This window comes from Gemella sp. 20925_1_85 (assembly GCF_041433735.1).
Taxonomy (GTDB): Bacteria; Bacillota; Bacilli; order Staphylococcales; family Gemellaceae; genus Gemella.
Window position 1 is genome coordinate 1 of record NZ_JAPWCC010000032.1, and the last position, 19,166, is coordinate 19,166.

The 19,166-nt window shown below is 30.2% G+C and carries 21 protein-coding genes; 13 read left to right on the forward strand and 8 right to left on the reverse strand.

Features of this window, described 5'->3' with window-relative positions; all coding sequences use genetic code 11:
* The first annotated feature begins 120 nt into the window (after nucleotides 1-120).
* Nucleotides 121-444, forward strand: a complete 324-nt coding sequence (locus tag O3884_RS08055; protein ID WP_371452787.1) for an acetyl-CoA carboxylase — start codon at nucleotides 121-123, stop codon at nucleotides 442-444.
* Between the two features lie 80 nt (nucleotides 445-524).
* Here the strand turns inward: O3884_RS08055 and arsS are convergent, their stop codons facing one another.
* The 3 genes from arsS to O3884_RS08070 all read right to left on the reverse strand — a co-directional run bounded on the left by arsS (nucleotide 525) and on the right by O3884_RS08070 (nucleotide 2,792).
* Nucleotides 525-1,469 carry an arsenosugar biosynthesis radical SAM (seleno)protein ArsS gene (gene arsS, locus O3884_RS08060; protein ID WP_371452788.1) on the reverse strand — a complete coding sequence of 315 codons (945 nt, stop codon included), beginning with the start codon at nucleotides 1,467-1,469 and terminating at the stop codon, nucleotides 525-527.
* A gap of 7 nt (nucleotides 1,470-1,476) precedes the next feature.
* On the reverse strand, nucleotides 1,477-1,815 hold the full coding sequence (locus O3884_RS08065) for an arsenosugar biosynthesis-associated peroxidase-like protein (RefSeq protein WP_003144831.1): 339 nt from the start codon (nucleotides 1,813-1,815) through the stop codon (nucleotides 1,477-1,479).
* Between the two features lie 293 nt (nucleotides 1,816-2,108).
* Nucleotides 2,109-2,792, reverse strand: a complete 684-nt coding sequence (locus O3884_RS08070; protein ID WP_371452790.1) for a TIGR04283 family arsenosugar biosynthesis glycosyltransferase — start codon at nucleotides 2,790-2,792, stop codon at nucleotides 2,109-2,111.
* 242 nt (nucleotides 2,793-3,034) lie between these two features.
* On the opposite strand from O3884_RS08070, the gene O3884_RS08075 reads away from it, so the two are divergent.
* Genes O3884_RS08075 through O3884_RS08085 form a run of 3 tightly spaced genes read left to right on the forward strand, consistent with a single transcriptional unit; the run spans nucleotide 3,035 to nucleotide 4,939 of the window.
* Nucleotides 3,035-3,415 carry a GntR family transcriptional regulator gene (locus O3884_RS08075; protein WP_371452792.1) on the forward strand — a complete coding sequence of 127 codons (381 nt, stop codon included), beginning with the start codon at nucleotides 3,035-3,037 and terminating at the stop codon, nucleotides 3,413-3,415.
* Nucleotides 3,412-4,125, forward strand: coding sequence for an ATP-binding cassette domain-containing protein (locus O3884_RS08080; protein ID WP_371452794.1), 714 nt, complete (start codon nucleotides 3,412-3,414; stop codon nucleotides 4,123-4,125). Before O3884_RS08075 ends, O3884_RS08080 begins: the two co-directional genes overlap by 4 nt.
* Complete coding sequence (locus O3884_RS08085; protein ID WP_371452796.1) at nucleotides 4,118-4,939, forward strand: hypothetical protein; 822 nt, start codon at nucleotides 4,118-4,120, stop codon at nucleotides 4,937-4,939. Before O3884_RS08080 ends, O3884_RS08085 begins: the two co-directional genes overlap by 8 nt.
* A 162-nt stretch (nucleotides 4,940-5,101) precedes the next feature.
* On the opposite strand, the gene rplA is transcribed toward O3884_RS08085, so the two are convergent.
* Together rplA and rplK are read right to left on the reverse strand one after the other, a co-directional pair.
* A complete protein-coding gene (rplA, locus tag O3884_RS08090) occupies nucleotides 5,102-5,794 on the reverse strand; it encodes a 50S ribosomal protein L1 (protein WP_003144761.1) in 693 nt (230 codons plus the stop codon).
* Nucleotides 5,795-5,807: 13 nt separating this feature from the next.
* Nucleotides 5,808-6,233, reverse strand: a complete 426-nt coding sequence (gene rplK / locus O3884_RS08095) for a 50S ribosomal protein L11 (protein WP_003144801.1) — start codon at nucleotides 6,231-6,233, stop codon at nucleotides 5,808-5,810.
* Nucleotides 6,234-6,707: 474 nt separating this feature from the next.
* Between rplK and rny the strand changes: the two genes are divergently transcribed.
* A complete protein-coding gene (gene rny / locus O3884_RS08100; protein ID WP_294683066.1) occupies nucleotides 6,708-8,261 on the forward strand; it encodes a ribonuclease Y in 1,554 nt (517 codons plus the stop codon).
* Between the two features lie 478 nt (nucleotides 8,262-8,739).
* Nucleotides 8,740-9,525 carry a formate/nitrite transporter family protein gene (locus tag O3884_RS08105; RefSeq protein ID WP_294683065.1) on the forward strand — a complete coding sequence of 262 codons (786 nt, stop codon included), beginning with the start codon at nucleotides 8,740-8,742 and terminating at the stop codon, nucleotides 9,523-9,525.
* Nucleotides 9,526-9,726: 201 nt separating this feature from the next.
* Here the strand turns inward: O3884_RS08105 and O3884_RS08110 are convergent, their stop codons facing one another.
* On the reverse strand, nucleotides 9,727-10,812 hold the full coding sequence (locus O3884_RS08110; protein ID WP_371452798.1) for a branched-chain amino acid aminotransferase: 1,086 nt from the start codon (nucleotides 10,810-10,812) through the stop codon (nucleotides 9,727-9,729).
* Between the two features lie 297 nt (nucleotides 10,813-11,109).
* On the opposite strand from O3884_RS08110, the gene O3884_RS08115 reads away from it, so the two are divergent.
* The 7 genes from O3884_RS08115 (at nucleotide 11,110) to O3884_RS08145 (ending at nucleotide 15,941) form a co-directional block, all read left to right on the forward strand.
* The gene (locus O3884_RS08115; RefSeq protein WP_371452800.1) at nucleotides 11,110-12,288 is read left to right on the forward strand and encodes an aminotransferase class I/II-fold pyridoxal phosphate-dependent enzyme; all 1,179 of its coding nucleotides are present in this window, start codon (nucleotides 11,110-11,112) and stop codon (nucleotides 12,286-12,288) included.
* Between the two features lie 26 nt (nucleotides 12,289-12,314).
* A complete protein-coding gene (gene tmk / locus O3884_RS08120; RefSeq protein ID WP_371452802.1) occupies nucleotides 12,315-12,941 on the forward strand; it encodes a dTMP kinase in 627 nt (208 codons plus the stop codon).
* Nucleotides 12,931-13,767: a DNA polymerase III subunit delta' gene (locus O3884_RS08125; protein ID WP_371452803.1), complete on the forward strand. Its 837-nt coding sequence runs from the start codon at nucleotides 12,931-12,933 to the stop codon at nucleotides 13,765-13,767. The genes tmk and O3884_RS08125 overlap by 11 nt, the downstream gene beginning before the upstream one ends.
* A gap of 1 nt (nucleotide 13,768) precedes the next feature.
* The gene (locus O3884_RS08130; protein ID WP_371452805.1) at nucleotides 13,769-14,503 is read left to right on the forward strand and encodes a tRNA1(Val) (adenine(37)-N6)-methyltransferase; all 735 of its coding nucleotides are present in this window, start codon (nucleotides 13,769-13,771) and stop codon (nucleotides 14,501-14,503) included.
* Complete coding sequence (locus tag O3884_RS08135) at nucleotides 14,496-14,798, forward strand: GIY-YIG nuclease family protein (RefSeq protein ID WP_371452806.1); 303 nt, start codon at nucleotides 14,496-14,498, stop codon at nucleotides 14,796-14,798. Before O3884_RS08130 ends, O3884_RS08135 begins: the two co-directional genes overlap by 8 nt.
* Nucleotides 14,795-15,631 (forward strand): 16S rRNA (cytidine(1402)-2'-O)-methyltransferase, encoded by an 837-nt coding sequence (rsmI, locus tag O3884_RS08140; protein ID WP_371452814.1) that lies wholly within the window; start codon nucleotides 14,795-14,797, stop codon nucleotides 15,629-15,631. The genes O3884_RS08135 and rsmI overlap by 4 nt, the downstream gene beginning before the upstream one ends.
* A gap of 127 nt (nucleotides 15,632-15,758) precedes the next feature.
* Nucleotides 15,759-15,941: a hypothetical protein gene (locus O3884_RS08145; protein WP_371452808.1), complete on the forward strand. Its 183-nt coding sequence runs from the start codon at nucleotides 15,759-15,761 to the stop codon at nucleotides 15,939-15,941.
* A gap of 15 nt (nucleotides 15,942-15,956) precedes the next feature.
* Here O3884_RS08145 and O3884_RS08150 read toward each other — a convergent pair whose 3' ends face one another.
* Together O3884_RS08150 and trkA are read right to left on the reverse strand one after the other, a co-directional pair.
* Nucleotides 15,957-17,450 carry a TrkH family potassium uptake protein gene (locus O3884_RS08150; protein ID WP_371452810.1) on the reverse strand — a complete coding sequence of 498 codons (1,494 nt, stop codon included), beginning with the start codon at nucleotides 17,448-17,450 and terminating at the stop codon, nucleotides 15,957-15,959.
* A 3-nt stretch (nucleotides 17,451-17,453) separates the two neighbouring features.
* Nucleotides 17,454-18,827 (reverse strand): Trk system potassium transporter TrkA, encoded by a 1,374-nt coding sequence (trkA, locus tag O3884_RS08155; RefSeq protein ID WP_371452812.1) that lies wholly within the window; start codon nucleotides 18,825-18,827, stop codon nucleotides 17,454-17,456.
* Nucleotides 18,828-19,166 lie beyond the last annotated feature (339 nt).

A 19,166-nucleotide genomic window follows, 5' to 3' on the forward strand; every position in this document is an offset into this window, starting at 1 on the left:
CGGAGAAATAAAGTGTGTTCCTAAAATCAAAAGTCTAAAAATCAGATTATAAAAGTTAAATATATAGTACATTTATGTTTTATATGGTAAACTAGAATAAAATAATTCAAGAGGTGTAATATGCTAAAAAATATATTAGAAAATGTTCTATCTTCTGGAAGTAATGAATCTGATGACAAAATTAAAGAATTAATTAATAATATTATAGGCGGGAATCAAGCACCATCGTTTGTTACTGATATTCTAAATAAAGCATTAGAACAACTGAATCAAGGAGCAGGGTCAGCGCTTGTGGCACCGATGATTAATAAAGTATTAGAATCATATTCTAAGGATAATTCATTAAGTAATGATATGAGTGAGTTATTTAATATCACTAGTAATAGTGGAAGTGGTCTTACGGATATTGCAGGAAATATTATTAATACATTAATAAAAAAATAGTTTAAGAAAAAAAGAAGCCGTGTTTAATGGCTTCTTTTCGCATACTATTAGCATAACCTATGCTAGCAAGTCTCTCCACCTCAAGACGAACCAGCTCCTGCTGTACAACCGTAACAGTGCATACCAGTAACTATTCTACGTACACCCGTATGATTGTCTACAAGCTGACTCACATGATTAATTTCACCTGAGATTTTAAGCTTTTCGATGTAGTTAAAGTCACAATCATATAAAGATCCATCAGGACCAACAGAAATCATGTTTCTACACATTAGGCCTGGCAATGTTGCAGGATTATATGCTTTATAAAGTTTATTCATATATCCTTCATATAAATCTTCTCTATGTAAAAATTCAGAGAATCTTCCAATAGGATTGTTTGTTATTGCGAATAGGTTATTAAAGACAATTTCAAAATTGTCATATAGTTTTTTCTTATAAGTTTTTTCTAATGCTTCTTGTTTAGGAGGTAAAAATGCTCCATTTGGATTATAGACTAGGTTTAAGATAAGGTCTTCTTCTTTCCCATAACCTAGTTCATTTAGTCTTCTTAGTACCTCTATTGACTTAGGAAAAACACCTTTTCCACGTTGCTTAGCTACGACTTTTTCGTTGTAGTAGGGTAGTGACGCCACTACTTGAACCTTTAAGTCACGATATAATTCTGGTATATCTCTATAAGCTGGAACATCTAGGATAATAAGATTTGTTCTTACAATTATAGTTTTAGCATACTGAGAGATTTCCTTTAAAAACCATCTAAAGTTTGGATTCATCTCAGGAGCACCACCTGTAATATCCATCGTTTTATATTTACCAACCTTAAATGCTTCAATTATCTGTTCAAAAGTTTCTCGAACCATATTATTTTTCCTTGTAGGTCCACCATCAACGTGACAGTGGCTGCATGTAATATTACATAAACTACCTACGTTGATTTGCATAACTTCAGGAAATTCTTCAGTTAATAAATATTGTTTTTCCTCAACTTGATCAAAAAATTTAGGAATATTTAATTTTGTCATAATAATACTAGTTTGTTAATTTATCAGATAGTTCTTTACTTTGAAGACCGTGTACAAGAGTAATACCAGCTTTCATTGCTGCTGCAACGTGAATAGCTTCTGCGATTTGATCTTGGTCGCATCCTTCTTCTAAACAAGTACTAGTATAAGCATCAATACAATAAGGACAAGCTTCAGCATGAGCTACCGCAAGTGCAATTAGAGCTTTTTCACGAGTTGTTAGTTCACCTTCAGCCATAACATTACCGTAGTAATTCATAAAGTTTTTCCAGTAATCAGGTGCGTCTTCTCCAAATTTCCCTTCACCAAATTCGATTAAATGTTTCTTTTTAAAATAATCTGCCATATTTATTCTCTCCTTTAAAAATTTGTATATAATTTTATTATATGTTAGTTTGCATAAATAATCAATGAAATTGCCCAATTTATGGGAGTGACTCAAAAATCGTGATTTCGGAGAAATCGATTTTGTCAAGTCGCCACCGCACAGTTTATTAGATATCTAAAAAGCTTTTATAAAGCGAATTTAGATATCAATAAACCACTTCGTCTATGAGTTTTCGTGTAAACTATTTTAAAATTTAGTACTTTTGGGTCAGCCACTCAACTAAAAAATAATTCTAAAAATCTTTAACTCTATTATCTTACATCTCTATACATTTTTGCTATTTCTTCTACTGGAACTCCACGTCGATACATTTTTTGGTATTGTTGCATCTGCCACATTGTTTTTACAGTATGATCTTTATATCTTCTTGTAGATGTTGTGATAGGGGAGTCGATTACTGTAATTTTGTAACTTAGTGCACTTAAATCTTCAGAGAGTTTATAATCTTCCATTAAAGGCATATCTTTATATCCTCCAACTTCATTAAAAACTTTCTTGGTTAGAAATATTGCTTGATCTCCAAAGGCAAGGTTAGTAATACTTGCACGCATATTAGAAATAAGAGAATTTACCCACATAGGAAAGCTACTTTGATAAAATCTGATCTTTAGACAGCCAACTTCAGTAGGGCAGGCAAGAACTTTTTCTATTACATCTTTTTGTAGAACACTATCGCAATGAATAAACCATAGAATATCCCCCCTAGCAATTTTTGCACCATAATTCATCTGATTTGCTCGTCCTTTTTTATCTGATAAGTGATATGAGTAACCGAAATAAGAAAGTTCGTCTAGGATTTCTTTTGTCTTATCTGTTGAACCCCCATCAACGAAAAGTACCTCATGTTTCTTTATATTATGCAAACAATAAAGATTATAGATGAAATCACGTATTGTTTTTTCTTCGTTATAAATTGGCACAATAATTGTAATCATAAATACACTCCTAAAATATTAGATAATATAATTATAACATGTATAATAATAATTCAAAATAATTTTTGCGTATTAACTCAGTACTTTAATATTGTTAAGAAAAAAAATAAGAAATTACAAATTACATATTGACAAAGTAACTGTACCTATCGTATAATCACAGTAGATACAAGAAAACGTTTTAAATATCTAATTGAATTATACAAATTAATTATAAAAAAGAATTAATAAGGAGGAGTATGATGGATATAAAAATTTCTAATATGTCATCTGTTCCGATTTATCAACAGGTGGCTAAACAAATAAAGAGTAGTATTCTTAATGGTAGCTTAAAATGCAATGATCAATTACCTTCTATTAGAAGTTTATCTAAAGAGCTAGAAGTAGGTATAATAACAGTAAAAAAATCATATGAAGTATTATTACAAGAAGAACTCATATATTCTAAAGGAGCAGTGGGGTATTTTGTAAATGATATAGATTTAGATACTGTATTATCTATAAAGAAAGAAGAGTATTTAGTTGAATTAAAGGAAATAATTGATAGGGCTATTAATGACGGACTTAATATAGATGATGTTAAGGCTATAGTTGATAGAGTATTGGAGGAAAAAAATTTATGATAAAAGTTAATAATTTACAGATTAATAAAAAGTTATTTCAACTAGGTCCAATAGATTTGGAGTTAGAAGACGGATATGTATATGCAATTACAGGTAATAGTGGGAGTGGTAAAACATTATTTCTTCAAACGATTTTAGGAGCAATATCATCAGATAACAAGTCTATTAGCTATAACAATTTGAACTTTCATCAAAATGCAGTAGAAATTAAAAAACTGTATTCATATGTTGCAGATAAACCATTGTTTTCAGACACTTTACAAGTTAATGAGGTTTTATTTAAAATATCTAAATTAGATGAAAGATTTGATTTAGAGAAATGTTTTGAATTTTTAAATAAACAGAAGATTGTTCTTCACAGTAAAATTTATGAATTATCTCAAGGAGAGAAAAAAATACTATTATTTTCAATAGGGTACTTTACGAATTCTAAGATTTTAGTACTAGATAATCCATTTTCTGGAGTAGGACTAATAGCTAAAAAAGAAATATTAAATCTTCTAAGAGATTATATGGATGAAAATAAAATGATTATTCTTGTAACTGAAGATCCTTTAGTGATAAAGAGTTTAGCGGATTATGTAATTGTTTTAGAAAATGGAAGAATTAATACTAAAGAAGATATAGTAGAGCTACAAGAAAGATTTAACACTACAGATATAGAAAAAATTTTACTTTCTATTATGAAGGGAGAGAAGTCAAATGTATAAACAAAAATACGATACTAACTTTGGGGCAATTTGGAATTTAATTTCAAATAGAAATTATACGAAACCTTTATTATATAAGAGTTTATATTTACTATATTATTTTATTACCATCACTGTAGTGCTTGAGTTATTATTTCATAAAACTTATATTATTTTAGCTGTTATTAGTTCAATAATTATTGTGATAAATGGAAGAAAATATGATGATACTGAACAACAATTTATTGAATATCTACCGATTTCATTAAAAGATAAAGTAAGATATATTTACTATACAACTTATATAACTATATTCTTTGGGGGAATAATATCTCTTGTATTAGATTATATTTATCGTAAAGTTAATCCTATTGAATACCTATATGCAATAATAGTAGTTATAGCACTATCAAATTTTGCTGTAATCCAAATGATTAAGACAAAAATAACACTAATATACTTCTTTATATATGATATTATTATTTATCAATTTATAGTAGGAATCTTTCGATTTTCTTTAGTGCCTTTTAGTGGATATGTAGGTCCAAAATATGATAATACACAATTTAGTTTAATAAAATTAGCACTATTAATAGTAATCACATTGTTATATTACTTTGTTAGCTTAAATATTTTATTAGCACATAATAGAGAAAATAAACGAGTAGATAAAAAGTATAAAGGAAAACTTGTTTTAATTCTGTTCCTTTTAATAAGTACAAGTGTCTTAAAAATTTATACATTTGAAGCTAATATGTTCTTTGAAGGAATTAAAGAAGGAACAAAAGATGCAACTAGAGTTGAATTAATAAATACTTATAATGAAACCAAGTAAGGTTAAGTAAGCATAAAACGAAAATAAAAGAATATAAGAAAGCTAGTGACTTAGTACAGAAAATAGTGTTAGTCATAGCTTTTTTATTTATTTTATAGTGAGGTAGGGAAAGAAGAAAAAAAGAAGACTTGGATAACCAAATCTTCTTTTTATTAATATTTCTTATTTGAATTCTGCTGTGTTAACACGAACTCCAGGACCCATAGTTGTAGTTACAGCTACAGATTTGAAGTAAGTTCCTTTAGCAGCAGCTGGTTTAGCTTTAGCTAAAGCGTCTTGAACAGCGTTGAAGTTTTCAACTAAGTCTTCAGTTGAGAATGAAACTTTACCGATTGGAGTGTGAACAACACCAGCTTTTTCAGCACGGTATTCAACTTTACCAGCTTTGATTTCATTAACAGCTTTTGTAACGTCCATAGTTACAGTACCAGTTTTAGGGTTTGGCATTAATCCTTTAGGTCCTAATACACGACCGATTTTACCAACTTCTCCCATCATGTCTGGAGTAGCAACGATTACGTCAAAATCAAACCAACCTTGTTGGATTTTAGTGATGTATTCACCTTGTCCTACGTAGTCAGCTCCTGCTGCTTCAGCTTCTGCTGCTTTATCACCTTTAGCAAAAACTAAAACTTTAGCAGTTTTACCAGTTCCTTTAGGAAGAACTACTGCTCCACGAACTTGTTGGTCGTTTTTACGAGTGTCAACTCCTAAACGGAATGCAACTTCTACTGTTGCGTCAAAATTAACTGTGCTTGTTTTTTTAGCTAATTCGATTGCTTCTACTACAGAGTATAGACTAGAAGAATCTACTAATTTAGCTGCTTCAAGATATTTTTTACCTTTTTTTGCCATTATAATTATCCTCCTATTCTCCTATTAAGATACCCATACTTCTTGCAGTACCTTCAATCATACGCATTGCTGCTTCTACAGAAGCTGCGTTTAAGTCAGCCATTTTAAGTTCAGCGATTTCTTGAACTTGAGCTTTTGAAACTGTAGCAACTTTGTCACGGTTAGGTACAGAAGATGCTTTTTCAATTTTAGCTGCTTTTTTAAGTAATACTGGTGCAGGTGGTGTTTTAGTAATGAAAGTAAATGAACGGTCTTCATATACTGAGATTACTACTGGAATGATTAATCCTGCTTGGTCTTGTGTACGAGCATTGAATTCTTTACAGAATCCCATGATGTTTACACCAGCTTGACCTAACGCTGGACCAACTGGTGGAGCTGGGTTAGCTTTACCTGCTGGTACTTGTAATTTAACAACTTTTATAACTTTTTTAGCCACGATAAAACCTCCTATATATTTTTCGTGATGTGGTCATTTGAACGTCTTTAAATTTTTCGTTCTCCCACTCAATCAAGTTTTGTATTTTTACATACTTGAATATAATATCATACTGGATAAGTAATTGCAAGTATTTTAACAAGTTTTTTTAAAAAAACTTATTTTATTGGTAAAAATAAGTCTACTTTTATTGAGTAGATAATAAAATAATACAACTAAGTTAGCCAAAATTCAAGCGAAAATTTCAAATAGTTGATAATATAAGTTATAATTTGAAAAGATATTTAAAAACTATATTATATAGAAGAAAAGTTTTTGTAAACTAGGATTTTCCCTGAGTGAACTATTGACTTTTTACTATAGGTAGTGTAGAATTGTAGTTATGGTATGTGACAATTTGTATGGATTTTAATTATCGACTAGTTGTTATATCATAATAAAAAAAATTTTTTCAAAATAGAAAGAGGTTGCAAAATGATTTATGGAATAATCAGTGTTGCAGCTTTACTTGTTGGACTTTTATTTGGATATATTATTTCAAAAAATTCTATTCAAAAGAAATTAGAGTTATCTAAGCAAGATGCTGACCATATTATTGGAGAAGCAAGAAAAGAAGCTAGATATATAGTTGAAAAAGAAACTACTATCGCTAAAAAAGAAGCTGAAGAGATAATTAACATTGCTAATAAAGAAGCAGAATTTAAAAAACAAGATATTCAAAGACAAGAAGATAGAATCGTTCAAAAAGAATCTTCACTAGAACGCCAAACAGAGCTTTTAAATAAAAAAGACGAGTTATTAAGTTCTAGAGAGATGAAATTGGAAGAAAAATCTCAACTTCTTGAAGAGAAAAGTAGCGAAGTTAATCAACTTAAGATTCAACAAGAAACAGAGTTGCAAAGAATTGCAAACTTAACAGAAGAACAAGCTCGTGAAGAGATTATGGCCGCAGTAGAGACTGATATGGCTAAAGACATGGCAATATATATAAGAAATAAAGAACTAGAGGCGAAAAACGTTGCTGATAAACGTGCAAAAGAACTTATTGTTCAATCATTACAACGTTTTGCTACAGATGTAGTTAGTGAAACTACTGTATCTGTCGTAGATCTTCCAAGTGATGATATGAAAGGTCGTATTATCGGACGTGAAGGAAGAAACATTCGTACTTTAGAAACATTAACAGGAGTAGACTTAATTATTGATGATACTCCAGAAGCAGTTATCCTTTCAGGATATGATCCAATACGTCGTGAGATTGCAAAAACTGCGATTAAATCACTTATTGATGATGGTCGTATCCATCCTTCGAAAATTGAGGAAGCTGTTGATAAAGCACGTAAGAACATTGATCAAGTTATTCGTGATGCAGGGGAACAAGCTACATTTGATCTTGGTATCCATAATATGCATCCAGATTTAGTAAAAATCGTTGGTAAGTTAAAATATAGAACAAGTTACGGTCAAAATGGACTACAACACTCTATGGAAGTAGCATATATTTCTGGACTTATCGCAGCTGAGTTAGACTTAGATGTTGCTACAGCTCGTCGTGCAGGTTTACTACATGATATCGGTAAAGCACTTGATCATGAAGTTGAAGGTTCACACGTAGAAATTGGTGTGGCATTAGCTCTTAAATATAAAGAGAATGCAATTGTTGTTAATGCAATTGCTTCGCACCACGGTGATACAGAACCAACAAACCCAATTTCTGTCATTGTTGCCACAGCGGATGCACTTTCTGCATCACGTCCAGGAGCTCGAAGAGAGTCATTAGAAAATTATATTAAACGTCTACAAAAACTTGAAGAAATTGCAAATGAACACAAAGGTGTAGAAAAAACATTTGCTATTCAAGCAGGTCGTGAGATTCGAGTAATCGTAAATCCGGAAGAAGTAGATGATACAAAAACTTACAAAATTGCCAAAGAAGTTAAAAATAAAATCGAAGAAACGATGCAATACCCAGGAAACATTAAAGTTAATGTTATCCGTGAGGTTAGAGCAGTTAAGCTTGCAAGATAGTAAATTAAGCGATTGGAATTATCCAATCGCTTTTTTATATGGTTTAAAGTAATATTATTTATGAAAGTAGAGAGATTCCAAAAGTATTTATGTCATGTATTAATAATTTTAACTTTAATTAGTATCTGAATAGAACAGTAATAATTATTTTTAGTAAAGTTTTTAGGTAAAATTATAATTTTTGTCTCAATATTATCGTATTCTGTGATAAGAATAATTCAAATATTAAAAAATATAATATTCATAGAAAACGTTTTATTATAGACAGTTTTATTGATTATAAGATAAATAAATAGTGATATATTTGATTTTCTTAATAAAAAAAGGGTAGAGTAGTTTGTTAAATTATCCATATTTTAATAAAAACTGTATTAAAACAGTGTTGAAAAAATATCCTTGTTATTGTATAATCTTTATTGTAGATGTAGGTTAATTAATATCTATGTAATTATTATAAATTTTTAAGGAGAGTGTTATTATGACAAACACTGTAGAATCTAAAGCATTTTTAGAGCCTCAAGAAGTTTATGAACTAACTATAAAAAAAGGTACTGCTAAAGCAACTGCAGGCCTTAAATATATGTTAAGTTTAGGTTTCTTAGGTGGGGCATTTATCGGGGTAGGATTTTTAGCCTTACTTCGTGTATCAGGATCAATTCCTAAAGAATTTGGAGGAATTGGTGCATTACTTGGAGCATCTGTTTTCCCAATTGGACTTATTTGTATTTTAGTTGGTGGTGGAGAATTAGTTACAGGTAATATGATGGCTGTAACTGTTGCGTGGTTTAATAAGAAAATTAGTTTTAAACTGTTGGCTAAAAACATGGTTGTTATTACATTTGCAAACCTTGTTGGTTCTCTAGTTATTGCTTATTTCTTAGGACATTTAACTGGTTTAACTGGTGGTGCTATTGCAGCTAAAACTATTTCAGCTGGTGAATCAAAAGTATACTTAACATTCTGGCAAGTATTCTTCTCAGCTGTAGGTTGTAACTGGCTAGTTGGTATGGCAGTATGGTTAAACTTCGCTGCTAAAGATGTAGGTAGTAAAATGTTTGGTGTATGGTTCCCAATTATGACTTTCGTTGCTATTGGATTCCAACACTTGGTTGCGAACATGTTCGCAATCCCAGCTGCAATGTTTGAAGGTGCAAATATCTCAGTTTTACAATTTATCCAAAACATGGGAACAGTATTTTTAGGTAACTTTGTAGGAGCTGTTACATTAGTTTCTGCACTTTATACATTTGCTTATAAAAAATAAAATTTAGAGAAATTAAAATCTTTTAAATAATAAAAAAAATGAAGTAGGGTGTAATTCCATACTTCATTTTTTGTTTTCTTAAAAGTGATATCTATTAGTATCAATTATATATAACAGATTTAAAATAAAAGTATATAAATCTAATTAAAAGAAGATATAAAAAAGATTCCAAATTATTAAACTTGGAATCTTTTATTAATATTAGTCTTCTACTTTTACAACCCAACCGAATTTATCTTCAACTTTACCTAATTGGATACCAGTAAGTAGGTTGTAAATTTTTTGAGTCCATTCTCCTGGTTTGTTATCAGTGATAAGTTCTAATTTTTTAGTACCGTCGAATAATTCACCAACTGGAGCAATTACTGCTGCAGTACCGCATAGGAATACTTCTTCAAGTTTTCCGTTATCGTAAGCTTCATAAACTTCTTCAAGTGCTAATTTTCTTTCTTCAACTTTTTCACCTAGTGATTTAAGTAATTCTAATACTGAGGCACGAGTGATACCTGGAAGGATAGAACCGTTTAATTCTGGTGTAACAAACGTTCCATCGATTTTGAAGAAGATATTCATAGCTCCACCTTCTTCGATGTATTTTTGTTCAACTCCATCAAGCCATAGTGATTGAGAGTAACCAAGTTCTTGTGCTTTCTTTTGACCTTTTAGAGATCCAGCGTAGTTACCTGCTGTTTTAGCGAATCCGAATCCACCACGAACAGCACGTACATATTCGTGTTCTACGAAGATTTTATTTGGTTGTAATCCTGCTTTGAAGTAGCTTCCTGATGGTGATAAGATAATTACGAATTTAACTTCGTTATTTGGATGTACTCCTAGAGCTTCTTCAGCACCGTATAGGAACGGTCTAACGTATAAAGAAGTACCTTCTGATTTAGGAATCCATTCTTTATCGATAGAGATTAATTTTTTAAGAGCAGCTAATGCAAATTCTTCATCTAGCTCAGGTAAAGCGATACGATCTGAAGATTTATTTAAACGTTTGAAGTTTTGTTCTGGGCGGAATAAAACTGCTTCTCCATTAGCATTATATGCTTTCATACCCTCGAAAACACTTTGTCCATAGTGTAGTACGTTTAGTGCCGGCGATACTGGAATTGGTCCATAAGGTACGATACGTGGATCATACCAACCTTTATCAGATGACCAATCCATAACGAACATATGGTCTGTAAAAACTGTACCAAATCCTAGTTTATCGTCAGGTGTTTTTTCTTTTGGAGTAGTTGTAAGTTCTACTCTGATATCATTTACTGTTAGTTTTGTCATAATTATATTTCTCCTTATCTTTTAAAACAATTAATTTATATAAGTGTTAGAAATATTATAATACTAATCAAGTTATTTTTCAATACTTTTCTTTGAATTTTCTGAAATTTTATAAGAAGTATCCGATATTTTATCTTGAAAAATTAATGAAAATACTATAAAATATTATGTAATCATTGTTAATTTTTCACTTTTATATTTTTATGATAGTAATTTAATTTTTTTAGAAAATATGTTACAATATTAGAAATGTTATATTAACAATGTACCTAATTTCAAAGGAAGGTAGATATATATATGGAAATTAAAAAATCATTAGAAAATAAATTTAACACATCTTTAGCAAATCTTACAGGGTCACCAATTAGAGAATTTGATACATTTGCTTCAACGATTGAAGGAATTATCAAGTTAACATTGGGAGAACCTGACTTTGATACTGCTGAAGAGGTTAAAGAAGCGGCGAAAGTTGCTTTAGATAATAATAGAACACACTACTCAGTAAATAATGGTATAGAGCCGTTAAGAGCTGCGTGGGCTAAAAATTTAGAAAAAAGATATAATTTGAAATATAGTTCTGATGAGGTTATTGTAACAATAGGAGCTTCTGCAGCAATAGAACATACAATTTCAGCTATTACAAATCAAGGGGATACTATTTTAGTGGTAACACCGTACTTCTCAGCTTATGAGGGAGTAGGTATTTTAAATAAATGTAATATTAAATTTATTGACACAGCTGATAATGGCTTTAAAGTTCGTCCAAGTGATTTAGAAAAAGCTCTAGAAGAGAATAAAGATGCAAAAGCAATTTTAATCAACTATCCAAATAACCCAAGTGGTGTTTCTTATACTAGAGAAGAAGTTAAAGAAATTGCTGATGTATTAGGAAAATATGATATTTTTGTACTTAGTGATGAAATTTATGGTGATATTACATATAACTATAAACATACATCACTAGCTGAGTTTATTCCAGAACAAACAGTTCTAATCAGTGGATTATCAAAATCTCATGCTATGACAGGATGGCGTATTGGGTTTGTCGCAGCTCCTCAAGCGATGATTAGAAAAATCGGGGTTTTCCATCTGTTTACAGTATCTGGAGCTCCAACATTTGTTCAAGATGCTGCGGTAGTAGCTTTAACAGATGAAAATGTAGATAAATATAATAATCATATGATTGAAACTTATAGAGAAAGAAAAGATTATATGGTTCCAAGACTTTGTGAATTAGGTTTTGAAATTCCTGAAATTGATGGAGCATTTTATATTTTCGCTAAAATTCCAGCAAAATACCGTGAATTAGGCGCGATGGAATTTTGTAAATTATTAGCGAAAGAGGCTCGTGTCGGGGTTATCCCTGGGACAGCATTTGGGAAAGCGTACAATGACTTCTTTAGAATTAGTTATGCAACAAGCATGGAAAATATAAAAGAAGCTGTTGAAAGAATTTCTCAATTTATGAATAAGTAAATATATATAGAAGAAAGGTTATTCAAATGAAAGGTAAATTCATAACAGTAGAAGGTTCAGATGGTTCAGGTAAAACGAGCTTTATCAACTTTGCTACAGAGTATTTGAAAGAAAAGGGATATAAAGTAATAACAACACGTGAGCCTGGAGGAACAGAGTTTAGCGAGAAAGTGAGAGAACTACTTTTCGATAGTTCAAATGATATCGATGCTAAGACTGAAAGCCTACTGTTTTGTGCTAGTCGTCGAGATCACATCGTAAAAAAAATATTACCGCATGTAAATGAAGGGTATATTGTAATATGTGATCGTTTTGTTGATAGCTCGGTTGCTTATCAATCTTATGGTCGAGGACTTTCGAAACAAGATATTTTAGATATTAATGCATATGCAACAGATAATCTTGAACCAGATTTGACGCTATATTTTTGTGTAGATGTCGAAGTTGGGTTAGCCCGTACAAAAAATAGAGATGACAATAACCGAATGGATCAAGAAAGTCTAGATTTTTATAAAAATGTAAAACGTGGTTATGATGATCTTTCAAAAGAGAATACCGATCGTATTAAGGTAATTGATGCAAGTGATACATACGAGAATGTGCAAAAACAAGCACTTTCTATATTGGAAGGATTTTTAAACAATGAACTTTAGTAAAGATACAATTGTAATAAAATCTTTAACAAATACATTAAAAACAGATAAACTATCCCATGCCTATTTAGTAGTAGGTGAGGATAGTTTATATTCTGATGAGTTTATTTTGAGTTTTGTTAAAGCAATTTTTTGTTTAGAAAATAAAGATAAAGAATTTTATAGTTGTGAAAATTGTAAAAACTGCAATAGTATAAATCATGGGAATTATGTTGATTTTTATAAACTAGCAAGTGAAACTTCGATAAAGAAAGATGAAATCCAAACATTAAAATCTGATTTAAGTGTAAAATCATTTTACGGTAAGAAGATTTACTGGATAAAAGATATTGAAAAAATGACCGAGCAAGCAGCAAACAGCTTACTTAAGTTTTTAGAAGAACCTGAAGATGATATTATAGCTATTCTTAGTTGTAAAAATATCAGTGCTGTATTACCAACCATTATTTCGCGTTGTCAACAAGTTAAACTAATTGGGCACAGTGAACATATTGAAATTGAACAGAATGAAGAATTAATTACTATTACTAATGAATATGTAAAAAGATATATTAGAAAACCTCATCTTGCTAATATTTATCTATTAGAAAAATTAAAATCTAAAGATGAAGTGGTAGAGTTTTTTAAATATTTAAGTATGAAAGTTTCTAAAAGTTATAGTGAAGAAATCGTAAGTGATGTTGTTAATGTTAGTAAGGTACAGGAAAAAATACTTCGAGCATTGGCAGATTTGAATGGGAATGTTAATGCAACATTGGTACTGGAAAAATTTGTCTTTACTATTTTATTAGATAACAATAATCTAGAATTTTTAACAAGAGGTTAGTATGGAAGATAATTTAAGAGTTGATACAGTTTCGAAAAATTTTAAAATACTACAGAAAGTTGATCATTATAGTATGTCAACAGACTCTTTTTTACTTCCATATTTTGCCAATGTACCGAGAAGTTTTAAGAAAAATATTATTGAACTTTGTAGCGGAAACGGTGGTATCTCAATAATCCTTAGAGAAAAGTCAGATGCAAAAATAGAAATGTTAGAAATTCAAGAAGACTTAGTTGAGCTGAGTAAAAAAAGTATAGAGTTAAATGATATTGCTAATGTAGAAGTACGAAGTGGTGATATAAAAAATGTAAAAGAATATTATAGACCATCAACATTCGATTACGTAATTTGTAATCCACCGTATTTTCCTGTTGAAAATATGCCGAATCAACGTGAAAAGTTTAATCACAATATTTCACGTCATGAATTACTATGTAACCTTAGTGATGTGGTGCAGGCGATTAGATATTTAGTCAAACAAAATGGGAAGTTTGCACTAGTTCATAGAACTTATAGAATAAGTGATATTATCTCTGAATGTGAGAAAAATGGACTAGCAATAAAAAGGATAAGATTTGTATACAGTAAGCCTTCAAGTGAAAATAGTAAAATAGTACTAATTGAGGGAAGTATATCGAAGGTTAGTGACATCAAAGTTGAACAACCATTTTATATTTATAATGAAGATGGTAGTTATACAGATGAAATGAAGAAAGTGTATGGTATTTATGAGTAGTTTTATGTATGTAGTTGAGTGTTGTGACAAAACTTGGTATACTGGATATACAACAGATATTGTTAGAAGGATAAAAACCCATAATGCCAAAAAGGGTGCAAAATATACGAGGGTGAGAGTACCTGTAAAACTTATATATTTTGAAGAGTTTGAAACAAAAAGTGAAGCAACGAGTGCAGAAAGTTTATTCAAAAAGCGTACTCGTAGAAATAAAGAAGAGTATATATTACTTAATTTGGATACAGAAAAAAGGCTAAAAATAAAAGATTTTAATATGAAAATAAAGGAAAAATAACTATGTTATATTTAGTAGGAACGCCAATAGGAAATTTGGAAGATATTACATTAAGAGCATTAAGAGTGCTGAAAGAAGCGGATATAATAGCTTGTGAAGATACGAGAAATACTCAGAAGTTATTAAATCATTATGAAGTGAAGGGTAAAAAACTACTTAGTTATCATGAGCATAATGAAGATAAAATGAGTGATAAAATAATAGAATACTTAGAAGAAGGACTAGATATCGCATTAGTAACTGATGCAGGAATGCCATGTATTTCAGATCCTGGGTATGTACTTGTAGAGAAGGTAAAGTCAGTAGGACTAGATGTTGTTGCATTACCAGGTGCTAATGCAGGACTTACAGCACTGGTTGCTAGTGGTATTGAATCTTACAATTACACTTTTTATGGATTCTTACCGAGAAAAAGTAAGGAACTTAAGCAAAAGTTAGAAATTATTTTAAGCTCAAAGACAACTGGGATCTTGTATGAAAGTCCACACAGGGTAAAAAACTTAGTGGAAGAGATAGTTAAAATTGCACCAACAAGAAAAATTGCAGTAGCGAGAGAACTTACAAAGATGTTTGAACAAATTGAAACATATGAAGCTAGTGTGATATTAGAAATGTTAGGTGGAGAAATTAAAGAAAAAGGCGAATTTGTTGTTATTATTTCTCCATCAAAGGATGAAGAAAAAACAGAACTTAATCTTGATGATATTATAGATATAATCTATCAAAAAGTTCAAAGTGGTGAGAAAAAATCAGAAGCTATTAAAAATACTGCTAAAGAGTATGGCATAAATAAAAAAGAGGTTTATAGTTTATATCATGAAAAATATGATTAGTTTTATAACTGTAAATGTATTAATAGTAGTATTTCTTATTGCCGCAATACATATAAAAATATTTTTCCTGCCTTTAACATTTTTTGTATTCTTAAATATTTATATGATTTATAGAAGAAGTTCAGAATTGGATAAAAATGAACAGAAGAAAAAAATTATGTTACACAATGTTAAGAATTCTCTAGGTGTAATACTAGGGTATACTGAAGCACATAATGATGAATTAATTACTAAAGAAGAACTAGATGAAAGAATTAATGAAGAAATTCAAGAGATAGTTTCAATGATAAAAGACGAGATTTATAAATAGATCTCGTCTTTTGTATTATTCATTATGAATATTGATTATTCTTTGATTTTCTCTTAATCTTTTTCTACGTTTTTTCCATGTATTTGCAGAGAAGAATACTATTAATGGCATTAATTCTAAACGCCCTAGTAACATTGAAACAGACAGGATTATTTTTGTAAAATATGGAATCTGTGAAAAGTTACTCATAGGACCATAGTGATTAAACGCAGGCCCAGCATTACTAATTGATGTAACAGTTAAAGAAATTGCATCTTCGAAGTCATTAATTTGGAATGTTATTAAGAACAAAATAATAACATATACAAAGCCAAATAATAGCAGATAGTTAGATAATGGAGCAGTATCTTTTACTACTTTTCCGTCTATTTTGAACATAGTAATCTTTCTTGGATTCAGAGCTTTACTTATGCTTTGCTTCGCATTTTTTACAAAGAAAATTAATCGTGGAATTTTAATTCCTCCTGCAGTACCACCAGTACAGCCACCAACAATCATAAGAATAAGTATAATCATTTTAGAAAATACAGGCCAAATATTAAAATCGTTGTAGGTGAATCCTGTAGTCGAAACAACTGAAGAAACGGTGAAGAATACATCTAGTAAACTATGGTTAGGTGTATCATACGAACGATAAATATCTAAAAACATTATTACAGATAGAATAGATATCATTCCGAAAAACCAACGTAATTCTTCACTTTTTAGCACTTTAAAGTATCTTTTAAAGACTACAAAATATATTAAACTAAGATTCATAGAGAATATTAGCATAAAAATAGCAATAACAACTGTAATATAAGTACTATTATAATATGCGATACCCGCGTTTCTTACAGCAAAACCGCCAGTTCCCGCTGTAGAAAATGCTAGATTAATACTATCGAAAACTCCGATTCCACCTAGCAATAGTAGGAAGAATAATATAATTGTTAATGCAATATAAATACTATAAAGATATATTGCTGTTTGTTTCATAGATGATACCACTTTACCAAAATATGGGCCAGGAACTTCTGCCTTAGCTATATGAATGGTGTGTGGAGATCGTGGAAGAATTGCAAGTGCAAAGACAATAACCCCCATCCCTCCTATAAAGTGTGTGAAACTACGCCAGAATAATAGACTCTTAGATAATGATTCAACATCTTGTAAGATAGTTGAACCTGTAGTCGTAAAGCCACTAACAGTCTCAAATAAACTGTCGATATAGTGTGGTATCTCTCCAGATAAATAGAAGGGAAGGGCACCTAATAGAGAAAAGATAACCCATGTTAATGTTACTATCACATATCCTTCTCTCTTGTAGAAATCTCGTTCAGTTACATCTTTTGTTAAATAATGCATTGCTACTGATAATACAAAGCATCCAATAACTGTACTAAAAAAAGAAATCGTAATACGAAGAGGTTCGTCATAAATTAATGATACGACTGTAGGGAGAATAAGTAGTGCTGCCAAGAGCATAAGCATTTTCCCAACGACGTTAAAAACCATTTTAAAATTCATAGTCTACCTCCTTACAAGAATATCATCGATATGTTCAAGTTTATTTCCATAACTTACAACCACAACATTATCATTTACTTTAATTTCATCTTCACCATTCGGGAAGATTTGTTTATTATTACGAATGATAAATGCGATAAGCATGTTGTCATTTATAGCTAGATCTTTAAGCTTAGTTCCTATGACTTTAGCATTATCACTTGTTATTTTAAACTCTATAACTTCAGCTTTACTGTTAGCTATACGATAGTAACTTTCTATATCAGAAGATCGACTACATTGCAGAGATTTTGTATATTTTTTTATTATATTCCCAACTATTTCTTTTGGTGTGATGTATGAATATTGGCCGATATCTTCAGCTATTTGTTTAAGAGATGCACGATTCACTTTAGCAACAGTTTTCTTAATACCAAGCTTATGTGCATATAGATTAATTATAATATTCTCTTCATCAAGACCTGTAAGAGAAATACAACTATCAAATGTTTGAATACCTTCCTCAATTAATGTGTCTCTATCACTACCGTCAGCCCAGATAACATCAATTTCTGGGAAGGTTTCACTTAGGGATATGGCTTTTTCTTTATCAATTTCGATAACTTTAGTATAGAATGATACTCTTTGTAAAAACTCAACTAAGTAGTGAGCGATTTTCCCTGCACCTATAATTAAAGAAGATGTTACCTTTTTCTCAAGATTTTCTTTATTTCCTAATAACTTATAGAAGTTTTTAAGATTTTTATTAGAAGCGGTGATATGAACTTTATCTCCAACTTCAAAAATATAATTACCGCGAGGTACAAAGACATCTCCTTTTCTCTCAACTAAACAAACTAGTGATGGAAAATCGATGTATTTTTTACTTTCTATTAGAGATACTCCATTAAGTATACTGTTCTCATTAATTATTACTTCTAAGATATTGAATTTGTTGTTAGAAAAACTTTCTACTTTTATTGCTGTTGGATATTTCAGCATATAGAAAATTTGTTTTGCTGCTTCGTATTCAGGATTGACCATTAGGTCTATTCCTAGAGATTGTTTTATAAATTCTTTTGTTTTAGAATATTCTGGGTTACGTATTCTCGCAATTGTATATTTTGCACCAATCTGTTTAGCTGCTATGCACGAAATCATATTTATTTCATCACTAGTAGTAACAGATATAAACATATCGGCGTTAGCTGCATCAGCTTCTAATAATATGTCAGAATTCGCACCATTACCGACTAATCCATTAATATCATAGGTTTCAACGAGCTTTTCAACACGTCGTTCATTTGTATCGATAATTGTCACTTCATCAAATGTGTTAGAAAAATCAGCGCAAAGAAGTTCACCGACTTTACCACCACCGACTATAATTACTTTCACTTTAATACTCCTTTTTTAAATGATATTCATATTATAACCTAAAACCTAATAAAATGCTATAAGCTTATAGTTTTGTATTAATTTAGTAATAATATAGAATATTTTCTATTGGTTGTTTTATATAATTAGGTTGTTAGAATTAAATAAAATTAATATAGGAAAGGGATGAAGATTTAACAAAGTATCTAAAATAAATAATTGAAACTCATGATAAAACTATATAGTATAAAATTGTTTAATCTAGAAGATTATTAATTTATAAAATATTCATTGTCAAATATGTAAAAAAATAATAGACTAGTAGTTTTTATAGTTATCGTACTTCTACAAATATTTAAA